This window comes from Actinomadura sp. CNU-125, assembly GCF_001942465.1.
In the GTDB taxonomy this organism is placed as follows: domain Bacteria; phylum Actinomycetota; class Actinomycetes; order Streptosporangiales; family Streptosporangiaceae; genus Spirillospora.
Genome location: NZ_MKJY01000015.1, coordinates 17,098 through 27,384, shown reverse-complemented (window position 1 = coordinate 27,384; position 10,287 = coordinate 17,098). Strand labels below are relative to the sequence as shown.

Annotated in this window: 9 protein-coding genes, 1 tRNA gene and 2 pseudogenes; 7 read left to right on the top strand and 5 right to left on the bottom strand. The window is 70.0% G+C overall.

Going from position 1 to position 10,287, the window contains the following annotated elements:
* Positions 1–388: 388 nt before the first annotated feature.
* The 6 genes and pseudogenes from BJF79_RS02465 to BJF79_RS02440 all read left to right on the top strand — a co-directional run bounded on the left by BJF79_RS02465 (position 389) and on the right by BJF79_RS02440 (position 5,574).
* The gene (locus tag BJF79_RS02465) at positions 389–1,447 is read left to right on the top strand and encodes an MFS transporter (RefSeq protein ID WP_075894800.1); all 1,059 of its coding nucleotides are present in this window, start codon (positions 389–391) and stop codon (positions 1,445–1,447) included.
* A 137-nt stretch (positions 1,448–1,584) separates the two neighbouring features.
* A complete protein-coding gene (locus tag BJF79_RS02460; RefSeq protein ID WP_075894799.1) occupies positions 1,585–1,890 on the top strand; it encodes a metal-sensitive transcriptional regulator in 306 nt (101 codons plus the stop codon).
* Between the two features lie 141 nt (positions 1,891–2,031).
* Positions 2,032–2,639 (top strand): annotated as a pseudogene (locus BJF79_RS02455) (DUF4396 domain-containing protein).
* A gap of 124 nt (positions 2,640–2,763) precedes the next feature.
* Positions 2,764–3,147 carry a BlaI/MecI/CopY family transcriptional regulator gene (locus BJF79_RS02450; protein WP_075894798.1) on the top strand — a complete coding sequence of 128 codons (384 nt, stop codon included), beginning with the start codon at positions 2,764–2,766 and terminating at the stop codon, positions 3,145–3,147.
* A gap of 4 nt (positions 3,148–3,151) precedes the next feature.
* Positions 3,152–4,081, top strand: coding sequence for a M56 family metallopeptidase (locus BJF79_RS02445; RefSeq protein ID WP_075894797.1), 930 nt, complete (start codon positions 3,152–3,154; stop codon positions 4,079–4,081).
* A gap of 293 nt (positions 4,082–4,374) precedes the next feature.
* Positions 4,375–5,574, top strand: a complete 1,200-nt coding sequence (locus tag BJF79_RS02440) for a helix-turn-helix domain-containing protein (protein WP_075894796.1) — start codon at positions 4,375–4,377, stop codon at positions 5,572–5,574.
* Positions 5,575–5,951: 377 nt separating this feature from the next.
* Here BJF79_RS02440 and BJF79_RS02435 read toward each other — a convergent pair.
* Positions 5,952–6,027: transfer RNA gene (locus BJF79_RS02435), tRNA-Lys, on the bottom strand.
* Between the two features lie 70 nt (positions 6,028–6,097).
* On the opposite strand from BJF79_RS02435, the gene BJF79_RS02430 reads away from it, so the two are divergent.
* Entirely contained in the window at positions 6,098–6,769 is a 672-nt protein-coding gene (locus BJF79_RS02430; protein ID WP_075894795.1) for a dienelactone hydrolase family protein, read from the top strand.
* On the opposite strand, the pseudogene BJF79_RS02425 reads toward BJF79_RS02430, so the two are convergent.
* From BJF79_RS02425 to BJF79_RS58180, 4 genes and pseudogenes are all read right to left on the bottom strand, one after another.
* Positions 6,758–7,445: pseudogene (locus BJF79_RS02425) on the bottom strand (ADP-ribosylglycohydrolase family protein). The gene BJF79_RS02430 and the pseudogene BJF79_RS02425 sit on opposite strands and share 12 nt — an antisense overlap.
* A gap of 136 nt (positions 7,446–7,581) precedes the next feature.
* Positions 7,582–8,466: a helix-turn-helix transcriptional regulator gene (locus BJF79_RS58190; RefSeq protein ID WP_262401428.1), complete on the bottom strand. Its 885-nt coding sequence runs from the start codon at positions 8,464–8,466 to the stop codon at positions 7,582–7,584.
* Complete coding sequence (locus tag BJF79_RS58185) at positions 8,463–9,416, bottom strand: hypothetical protein (protein WP_262401427.1); 954 nt, start codon at positions 9,414–9,416, stop codon at positions 8,463–8,465. The genes BJF79_RS58190 and BJF79_RS58185 overlap by 4 nt, the downstream gene beginning before the upstream one ends.
* Positions 9,407–10,192 (bottom strand): AAA family ATPase, encoded by a 786-nt coding sequence (locus tag BJF79_RS58180; protein WP_262401426.1) that lies wholly within the window; start codon positions 10,190–10,192, stop codon positions 9,407–9,409. Before BJF79_RS58180 ends, BJF79_RS58185 begins: the two co-directional genes overlap by 10 nt.
* Positions 10,193–10,287: the final 95 nt, after the last annotated feature.

Here is a 10,287-nt window from a genome sequence, read left to right as displayed (position 1 = left end):
TGCCCACCAGCGGCGGTTCGCGGGCGGGGCGGAACGAGCAGACATGATCACTCCTTCTTACCCCTAGGGGGTATCTGCGGAATGCGGCATACCCTAGGGGGGTAAGGTTCAAACCGCAACCCATGGGTCGCAAGAGATGAGCCTCGTGGTGTTGGCCAAACGGCCTGCGTAGGTTCCCCAGCGGTGCACACCCGCAATACGTGCACGAGCGGGCCAGGTCGGCCCTCGGCTCTTTCCAGGTCCCCGCTCGACGAAATAGATACGGGGTAGGGGTAGTTCACCGCGTCATCGCAGTCTCTTCCCGGCCTCGACACCTGCGACCGGGCCTGACCGAGGAGGCATCGTGACTCACGTGCTATGCCGACCGGGCATCGTGTCCGGTACCCGGATGGCGGTGCTGCTGGCTGTCGTGCACGCTGTCAACGACGCTTTGACCGCCGTGCTCGGGGCACTGCTGCCCACACTCCAAGCCCGATTCGCCGCCGGCACCACCACCCTGGCCCTGCTGGTGGCCGTCTTCAATGTCAGCTCATCGGTGACCCAGCCGCTGCTCGGCGCCCTGGCCGACGGAATCGGCCTCCGCCGCGTCGCCGCCGGTGGCGTCGCCTTGGCCGCAGTGTCGCTCAGCCTCGTCGGCGTCGCCCCCGAGCTCTCCGTCCTGATCGGCCTGCTCGCCCTCGGAGGAATCGGGTCCGCCGCGCTGCACCCGGTCTCCACCAGCATCGTCGGCGGGCCGACCGCCAAGAACCCGGGACTGGCCGTCGGGTTGTTCACCGCCGGGGGGATGGCCGGGTTCGCGGCAGGCCCGATACTGATCCTCTACCTGGTGTCGAGCCAGGGCGCCGGAGCGCTGCCGTGGTTGATGCTGCCCGGCCTCCTCCTCGCACTCGCTATGTTCGTCCTTCTGCCGGACTGGCAGCCGCACGGAACCCGCCTCGGCCGGCTCATCGACCGCCGCACTCTGACCGGGACGGTCGCATGGCTGACGGCCGCGGCGACCCTTATCAGCCTGGCGTTCATCACCTTCACCAGTGCGGTCCCGCTCTGGCTGGTCGCCGAGCGAGGACTCGCCACCGACCATCCGCTGCTCGGCGGCATCCTCGCCGCGTTCTCTCTCGCCGCGGGTGCCGGCGCACTACTGGGCGGCGCCGCGGGTGCGCGCTTCGGCTACGCGCGGACCACGACCATTTCACTGCTGGCCGCCGTGATCCCGCTGTCCGGTGTGCTCGCCCTCCCGGCGGGACCGGGCACGGTCGCCGTCGCGGTCGTCGCCGGCCTGCTCGTGTATGCGAGCCAACCGCTACTGATCGTCGCCGCGCAGAACGCCGCTCCCGATGCGCCCGCTGCCACCGCGGGCATCGTCATCGGCGTTGGAAACGCGCTCGCCGGACTCCTCTACATCCCGGTCGCGCGGCCCAAGGAGTGTTCGGACTCGCGCCGAGCATGACGCTGACCTTCGGGCTGCTCGTGCCCGCCGCACTCATCGCACGCCGCACTCTGGGAGGTGTCCGGTGATACCGCGAAGTCGCGGGCTCACTGTGACGAGACCGGTATACCCTTACCCCGTATCTGTACGATGGGTGTATGACGACACCGAAGGCGCCCACGCCGACCCGCGGGTACACGGCCACCAAGGAGCAGCTCCAGGTTCGCCTGCGCCGCATCGAAGGGCAGGTGAGGGGGGTCCAGTCGATGGTGGAGGAAGACCGCTACTGCATCGACGTCCTCACCCAGATCTCCGCGATCCAGGCGGCGCTGGACAAGGTCGCTCTCGGGCTCCTGGACGACCACGTCGGGCACTGCATGAGCCACGGAAGGGACGAGGGGCGTGAAGACGAGGTCAGGACGGAGATGATGGCGGCCGTCGGTCGGCTCATGCGCAGGGGATAGCTCGCATCGTCGGCGCTCCTCCTCGATTCTTGAGGGGATCAGCCGTTCGATAGTGCGCCCCGCCCGAGCACCTCCTACAACGTGTAGGTTCCCCTTGCATGGAACGGTTCGGGGCGCGGAGCTCTCCCGAGTCAGATCTGGATGGAGTACTCCATGAGCACGCATGACCAGCATCTTCCGTCGTCCGAGGTGGGGCGCCGAGGCGAGACCGGTCAGCACGACCATGCGGGACATCACCACATGGAGCACGACCACGCGAAGCATGAACACCATGCCGGACACGGCGGAGGCGCGGGGCACGGCCATGGTGAAATGGTGTCCTGGGGCATGGCCGCGCAGGCGACCCTGCACTGCTTGACGGGCTGCGCGATCGGCGAGGTTCTCGGCATGGTGATCGGAACGGCGCTCGGTTGGCCGAACCTCCCCACCATCGCCCTGGCCGTGGCGCTGGCGTTCTTCTTCGGTTACGCGCTCACCATGCGTGGCGTCCTCAAAGCCGGGCTCACGTTGCGTGCGGCGTTCAAGGTCGCGCTGGCCGCCGACACCGTCTCGATCGCGATCATGGAAGTGCTGGACAACGGAGTCATGCTGATCGTGCCGGGGGCGATGCACGCCGGCTGGCCAGCCCCCTCTTCTGGGGCGCACTCGCGTTCGCCTTTCTCGTGGCGTTCGTCCTCACGACGCCCATCAACCGCTGGATGATCAGCCGCGGCAAGGGCCACGCCGTGGTGCACCAGTACCACAACTGAGCGCGCTGAGCTGAGCCCGGCCCGACCGGACGTACAGTGAGAACCCGGCGGGTTCGGGTCCAGCTCATCGGCCACTCTCCTCCCCGCTCATTCGGCAGAATGTCAGCGGGATCGAGGTGATCGTGTGGAGGGACTCGGCGGCTCGCTCGAGCGCGCCATCATGGACGTCCTGTGGGCGGAACCGGAACCCCTGCGCGTCCGTGAGCTGCTGACGGTGCTGAATGAGAACCAGCAGAAGCCGCTCGCCTACAACACCGTCCAGACGGTGGCGGAGCGGCTCGCGCGCAAGAACATGCTGGAGAAGATCCCGGACGGTCAAGCGTTCCGTTACGGCCCGACGTGCACACGGGAGGACTACGTGGCCGAGGTGATGATCGACGCCCTGACCGGGACGACGTCCGACCACGGCGCCGTCCTGACCCGCTTCGCCGAAGGCGTGCCGCCCGAGGACGCGCGGCGCCTCCTAGAGGTGCTGCGCCGCCGCGCCGTCGGCGAGCCCGGGTCCTGACCCGATGTCGGCCCTCCTCATCGCCCTGCTCACCACCGCGCTCCTGCTCGGCTGGGGAGCCGGTTCCGTGTTGGACCGGCTCTCTTCCGGGGCCCATCCGGGCACGGCGATCGTCGCTTGGCTGGGGGCTGTGGCCGGAACCTTCGCCGCGGTCACCGGCGCGGTGATGATCGCCTTCCTGTGGCCACCGACTCCGGGACACGGGTTGGTCGAATGGCTGCACGGCTGCCTGCCGCATCACCGCACGGCGGCCACGGTTCTGGCCGGTGCGATGAGCGTGCCACTGCTCTACCTCTGCGGATTCCGGCTGATGCGCACGGTTCCCCGTCTTCGAGAAACTCTGCAGCGACGATGCGACCACCGCGAGATGCTCCACATGGTGGCGCACGAAGACGGACGCCACGCAGACGTCCTTCTTCTGGACCACCCCATACCGGTCGCGTACTGCCTGCCCTCCCGTAGGCGACCGATCGTCCTCTCAACCGGCGCTCAACGCAGGCTCACCACGCGGCAGCTGCTGGCCGTACTCGAGCACGAACGAGCACATCTGCGGCAGCGCCACCACCTGGTTCTGCTCCTGCTCGACGCCGCTCACGCCCTGCTGCCGTGGTCGCCGACGGTTCGGCGAGCCAAGTCGCGCGTCCCGCTCCTGCTCGAGATGGCCGCCGACGACGCGGCCGCACGCACCGCGGGACGCCGGACGCTCGCCGACGCCCTGCGCCAGGTCGGCAGCGCACCAGAGTTCGCGGGCGCACTCGCCGCCTCGGGCCCGAACGGCGGAACGCTGACGAAGCGGCTGGCCCGGCTGGAGGGGAAGACGCACCGCCCCGGCCGGGCGGGACGACCCTTCGCATGGGCACTCTCGGTCTGCGCGACAACCGTGCCTCTGGTCACGGCGGCCGCGGCTGTGGGGCAGCTCATCCTCCCGTGCTGACCCGTGATGGGCAGGCACTCCGGGCAGTGTCGAGCATGACGCACTGAACGTTGTCGTAGGCCCCGCGTACCCTTGCGGTTCATGCCGTTCCCGATCGAGGATCTGTCGCGGCCGTTCCGCCGTCCGAGCGAGTTGCGGCGTCTGGTCGAGGCTGTGCGCTCCGCCGGTGACTACGACGAATCCCGTTGGATCGAGTGGAAGAGCCGACTGGACCTGGGCGGTCTCAAAGGTCGCCTCCACCTGGTCAAGCAGATCCTGGGATTCGCCAACCGCGCTCCCGATGTCGCGGCGAAATGGTGCCAAGCAACGCCTACCTGCTGGTCGGAGTGGAACCCGGCCAGTTGTGCGGTGTCACGGCGGTGGACCCGCAGAAGCTGATGCAGAACTTGCAGCCCTACATCGGCACGGAGATCGTCTGGACGCCCGAGTACCTCGAAGTGGAGGGCCTGCAGGTCCTAGTGGTGGAGATCGCCCCTCCAGCGCCAGGCGATCCGATCCACTTCCTGATGAAGGACCTGTTCATCACGCGGATCAAGCAGACCGCTGACGGCCCGGTGACCAAGTCCTATGGCTTCAACGAAGGGACGATCTTCATCCGTCGTCCAGGGGAAACCGAGCGGGCCACTCACGAAGAGCGGCAGATGCTGCAGCGTCGGGCACGTTCGTCAGGTGCCGTACGGATGGCGGCCGAAGTGGTCGCGGCCCGGCCGAACATTGAAGCCGCACCCGTGTCGCCCGCGTACTTCGCCCGATGGGCGGAAGAGCTACGCGAAGAGTTGCTGGCCGCGCGCTACCAGCCGTCCGCCGAGGAGGTCCGGCATCGGACGCTGGGATGGCGCACCTCACTCTTCTACACGAGCACTCGGGATCGGCGCACGCTCGACGAGTACGTCGCGCAGATCGAGGCATACCTGACTGAGGCACAGGAAGTGTTCTGCGGGCTCATCGCTGCTGAGCTGGAAGAGCACCCGCCTGCCCGGTTGGCGCTCGTACTGGTCAACGATGAGGAGCGCCCGTTCGCCGGCGTCGTCGTCACGGCGACCATCACCGACGAAAGTGTGCGTTGCATCGACCCGGACGAGCAAGTCACTCGGGAACTCGATGATCTGCCTGTGCCACCTGCCGCCTACGGCACCCCGAGGCGTGAGCCCATACTCCAAACGCCGGTGCTTTCCCCGTCGATCTTCCACAACAACACCTACGCGGTGATGGCGAGGTCGCCATGGAGGATCGAGCGGCGTGCGGAGGAACTCCAGGTCATCTTCGAACCGGTCGACCTGCGAGCGCACGCTCGCGTAGCGCTGGAGCCGGTACCGCTGTACATAGACCCGGACGCCGGCGCGCAGGAGCCCGATCGCACCTTGGCCGTGAGGTGGACGGCTGCGGGTCTGGACTCCCACGGTCAGAAGAGCGGCATCATCGCCATGACCGTCCAACCTTCGTCCCGGAAACTGGACGATCTGAAGGCGAAGTGGATGGCCGAGTCCGGCTAGCGTTTGAAGACGGTAAGACGTGAAGGCTCTCGCTTCGCGTACCGTGCCTCAGACCTGAACGGCATCATCGCTCAGACCTGAGGCGCTTTGGGCGTCCAGCAGGCTTCGAAGGCGGCTGGGAGGCCGGACGTCGTGGGGCGGTGGGGATGGGCCGCCGATCAGGCCGTGCTGCGCAGTGCGGAGCTTCGGCGCGGAGGAAACGGCCTCACCGGCAGGCGGGAGAACGGAGCGAACCGGGCTGAGCGCGAGGTGAGTGGTGGCTCTGCCTTGAGCCCATGGTGAGCCGCCGAGCCAACATCGAGCCAACAGAGGGACGAAGTAGGGCATGTCGGGCGCCCGGCGAACCGGGCATTTTCTTCGTTTGCCCTGGTCAGGGGTGGTGGGTCGCGTGGGACTCGAACCCACAACCTACGGATTAAAAGTCCGGAGCTCTGCCAATTGAGCTAGCGACCCGTCCCGCAAGCGTACCTAGATCGGTGCCGGGTTCGCGACGGGGTTACGGGTGAGGGGGGATCATGGGGGGATGAGGCGCGTCGAGAAGGTTGGCGGACGGTTCGATCTGACGGTGTGGGGCGAGGGGCCCGGGCCGGGGATTCTGCTGGTGCAGGAGATCTTCGGGGTGGGCGAGTACATGGAGGCGGTCGCCGAGGATCTCGTGGGGCTGGGGTACGTCGTGGGGGCGCCGGACATGTTCTGGCGGATCGAGCCGAACTGGGCCGTGCGGCATGACGAGCGGGCCGTGCCCCGGGGGATGTCGATGGTGTCCCAGTTCGACTGGGAGGCGGGGGTCGACGATCTGGAGGCCGCGCTCGGGGTTTTCGAGGGGCTGCCCGAGGTGGGCTCTGTGGGGGTGCTCGGGTTTTGCTTCGGGGGGACGCTGGCGTACCTGCTCGCCAGTCGGGTGGAGTTGCCGGTGGTTTCGTTCTACGGGTCGGGTGTGCCCGCGCAGTTGGATCTGCTGCCGAGTGTGCGGGGGCCATTGCAGCTTCACTTCGGAGGTGACGATCCGTACATCCCTAGGGAGGACGTCGCCAAGGTGGAGCGTGCCGCGAGGGACGGTGTGGAGGTGCATGTCCAGGAGGACGGGGGGCACGCGTTCCACAACCGCAAGGCTCCGATGTTCTATCAGGAGGGGCCTGCGGAGCGGGCTTGGCCGATCGCTGTCGAGTTTCTGGGGCGGCACCTACAGCGGTAGGGGTTCGCACTGGGCGATCCAGTGCGGGGGCGGGTCGCCGATGATGCCGCCGACGATGGCGCAGTTGGTGTCGATGTCGCCTCCGGCGGAGGCGGTCGTCCAGAAGGCGCGTTCGTAGTCGCCCTGGTTGCGGGCGGCGGCCCAGAGGGCGAACGGGACGGTGTCGTGTGCGGCGACCCGGCGTCCGTTGCCGAGGACCGCGGAGGCGGTCAGGGGGTCGCCGAGGGGGAGGAGGCGGCGGGCCTCGATGATGCCGTCCCGGACGTTCGTGGGGGGCGTGTGGTCGATGATCGTGTCGAGGAACGCGCCCGGGGTGGTGCGGGGGAGCGCGGCGGCGACGGCGACGGCGATGGCGCGCGACGACCGCTTCGGGGTGCGGGTGGGTGACTTCGGCGGAGAGGGCGGCCTGGCGGGCGGCGGAGAACGGGTCGTCGTGGTGGTGGGCGCCGATGGGGGCGACGCGCATGGCGGCGCCGTTGCCCCAGGAGCCCTGGCCGTCGAAGGGTTCGCGGGCGAGGGTGCGCCAGTCGCCGCCTTCGCGGATGAGGCGGAGGAGGCGGTTGGTGGACGGGCCGTAGCCGCGGTCGAAGTCGTGGTTCTCGGCGAAGGCCGTCGCGAGGGCGTCCTGGTCGATGGTGCGGTGGGTTTCCAGGATTTTGTAGACGGACGTCGCCATCTCGGTGTCGTCCGTCCACTGCCAGGGGCCCGGGGGGAGCGTCTGGGCTTCGAAGGCGGGCCGGTTGGCGGGGACGAAGAACTGGGAGCCGAGGGCGCGCCTACGGCGAGCGCCTGGAGGGCTGCGTGTGCACGGTTCAAGCGGGTTCCAGGAGGTTCGAGAGTTCTTTGCGCGAGGAGATTCCGAGCTTGGGGTACGCCTTATAGAGGTGGTACTCGACGGTGCGTGGGCTGAGGAACAGTTGGGCGGCTATCTCGCGGCTGCTGGTTCCCTCTGCCGCGAGCCGGACGACTTGACGCTCCTGCGGCGTGAGCCGTTCGAGTACGTCGGGTGCGGACGGGACGGACGTCGATTCACCGGTCGCACGCAGTTCGGCGCGCGCGCGGGAAAGCCACGGGCGCGCGCGTAGACGTTCGAAGGTCTCCACTGCAGAGCGCAGGGGCGTGCGGGCGTCGGAGCGGCGTCGGGAACGGCGGAGCCATTCGCCGTAGAGAAGTTCGGTTCGAGCCCGTTCGAAGGGCCTCGTTGAGCGTTCGTCCAACTCGGCTGCAAGGAGGAAGGGCTTCTCTTCGTCGGTCAGGAGGGCTTCGCAGCGTGCGGCTACTGCAAGGGCCCAAGGCTGCTTGGACGCGTTCGCCCACGTGCGGAATCGGTCGTACGCGGGGTGGGCCCGGTCGGGGGCGTTCGCGCGGACGGCGGCTTCGACCTGGTCGGCGGCGGAGAGGATCGCGTGGGTGCCGTGGCGGCGGGCGCCCTGGGCGATGTCGTCGAGGCGGCGGAGGGCGTCGTCGTGGCGGCCGAGGGCGAGGTCGAGGAGGGCGCGGGCGCTGTCAGCGTAGCCGCCGCCGGGGGGCGGGGCGTCGCGGGAGAGGTCGCGGAGGCGGTCCTCGTCGCCCTCGATGGCGGCGACGCGGGCGAGGGCGGCGCGGAGCCGTCCGGCGCGGCGGTCGAGGCCGGTGTCGCGGGCGAGGGCGACGGCCTCGGCGACGGACGCTTCGGCGTCGGCGTGCAGGCCGGTCATGATCTGCGTGTGGGCGTGGGTCTGCAGGACGTTCGGGAGCGCGCCGACGAGGCCGTGCCGGCGGCAGCGGTCGGCTTCGGCGGCGGCGAGGTCGAGGGCGGCGGCGTCGTCGCCGACGATGAGCGCGAGCTGGCGGCGCGGTGCCGGTCGGGGGTCCGGGCGAGGAGGTCGGCGAGCAGGGGCACGCCGCGGGCGTGGTCGCCGCGGATGCCGTGCGCGAGGCCCTGCACGAACGGGTCGTCCGGGAGGGCCGCGGCGATGCTCAGGACGGCGGGCGCGTTCCCGGACGTCCAGGCGTAGTCGGCGGCGTCGGCGAGCATGGCGGCGCGGTCGCCGGGCGCGGAGTCGGCGGCGTGGTCGGTGAGCATGCGGACGGCGGCGCGCGGGTCGCCGCGTTCGTACTCGACGGTGGCGTGGAGGCGGCCGAGGCGGGCGCGGGCGGCGGGGTCGGTGGTGAGGCGTTCGGCGGACGCCGCGAGCTCTTCGGCTTCCTCGATGTTCCCCGCCTGGAGGGTGAGGTCGGCGGCGGCGGTGAGACGTCCCGCGCGCGCTTGGGTGTCGGGTGTGAGTTCGGCCGCCTGCCTGTAGAGGGTGGAGGCGGTGGCGTAACCGGTGCGGTTGCGCGCGCGCTCTGCGGCGTCCTGTAGTTCCTGGGCGACGTCCTCGTCGGGGACCATCGCGGCGGACGCGCTGTGCCGCACCCGGCAGTCGAGGTCGTCGGCGCTGTCGGCGAGGGCCCGGTGGACGGCGATGCGCTGCGTGGCGACGGCGCCCTGGTAGGCGGCCGTGCGGATCAGCGGGTGCCGGAAGGCGACGGACCGTCCGGACACCTGGACGAGCCCGGCGCGTTCGGCGGCGGCGAGGTCGGTGAGGTCGGCGTCGAAGAGGTGGGCGGCGCGCAGCAGCGTGGGCATGTGGCCGCGCCCCTCGGCGGCCGCGATCAGCAGCATGAGCTGCGTTTTGTCGGGGAGTTCGGCGATGCGTTCGCGGAACGCGGCGGTGACCCGGTCGGCGACCGGGAGCGGGTCGGGGGAGGTCGCCGCCGCCCGGCCGCGGCGAGCTCGCGCAGGGCTAGGGGGTTGCCCTGGGACTCGCGGACGACGCGGGCCCGGGCGGGCCGCGGGACGTCCCGGTCGGCGAGCATCCGCTCGGCGTCGTCCGGGGCGAGGCGTTCGAGGAGCAGTTCGGGCAGGCCGGAGCCGGCGAAGCCCGCGTCGCGGGCGGCGAACAGCATGACGACGCCGTCGGCGGTGAGGCGGCGGGCGGCGAACAGCAGCGCGGAGGCGGTGGCGTCGTCGAGCCACTGCGCGTCGTCGACGAGGCAGAGGGCGGGACCGTTCTCCTCGGCGAGGTCGGCGAGGAGGGTGAGGACGGCGAGGCCCGCGGTGAACCGGTCGCGGTGGTCGGCGGGGGCGCCGGGGGCGTCCAGGGCGGTGCGCAGCGCGGCCGACTGGGCGGCGGGGAGCGCGTCCAGCCGGTCGCGGACGTGCCACAGCAACTGGTTCAGGCCCGCGTAGGCGAGGTTCGACTCGGCTTCGACGCCGACGGCGCGCAGGACGTGCGTGCCGCCGGACGTCCGCAGCGCCGCTTCCGCGTCGTCCAGCAGCGCGGACTTGCCGATGCCGGCCTCGCCGCGCAGCAGCAGCGCGCCGCTGCGCCGGTGTTCGCGGGCCTCGGCGAGCAGCGTGGCGATGCGCGTTCGATCCAGGTTCCGCCCGTAGAGCACGTGTCCAAACTACGGGGCCAGGTACCGAAACGGTACGGATGCGGCCCGTATGCGGCGGTTCGTAGGTTCATGACCACTGGAAACGCCGCTAGGAG

Bases quoted from the DNA above. Each gene is read 5' to 3' on its own strand.
- BJF79_RS02465 (WP_075894800.1), top strand. From the start codon at position 389: ATGGCGGTGCTGCTGGCTGTCGTGCACGCTGTCAACGACGCTTTGACC.
- BJF79_RS02460 (WP_075894799.1), top strand. From the start codon at position 1,585: ATGACGACACCGAAGGCGCCCACGCCGACCCGCGGGTACACGGCCACC.
- BJF79_RS02445 (WP_075894797.1), top strand. From the start codon at position 3,152: ATGTCGGCCCTCCTCATCGCCCTGCTCACCACCGCGCTCCTGCTCGGC.
- BJF79_RS02440 (WP_075894796.1), top strand. From the start codon at position 4,375: ATGGTGCCAAGCAACGCCTACCTGCTGGTCGGAGTGGAACCCGGCCAG.
- BJF79_RS02430 (WP_075894795.1), top strand. From the start codon at position 6,098: ATGAGGCGCGTCGAGAAGGTTGGCGGACGGTTCGATCTGACGGTGTGG.
- BJF79_RS58190 (WP_262401428.1), bottom strand. From the start codon at position 8,466: ATGACCGGCCTGCACGCCGACGCCGAAGCGTCCGTCGCCGAGGCCGTC.
- BJF79_RS58185 (WP_262401427.1), bottom strand. From the start codon at position 9,416: ATGCTGCTGATCGCGGCCGCCGAGGGGCGCGGCCACATGCCCACGCTG.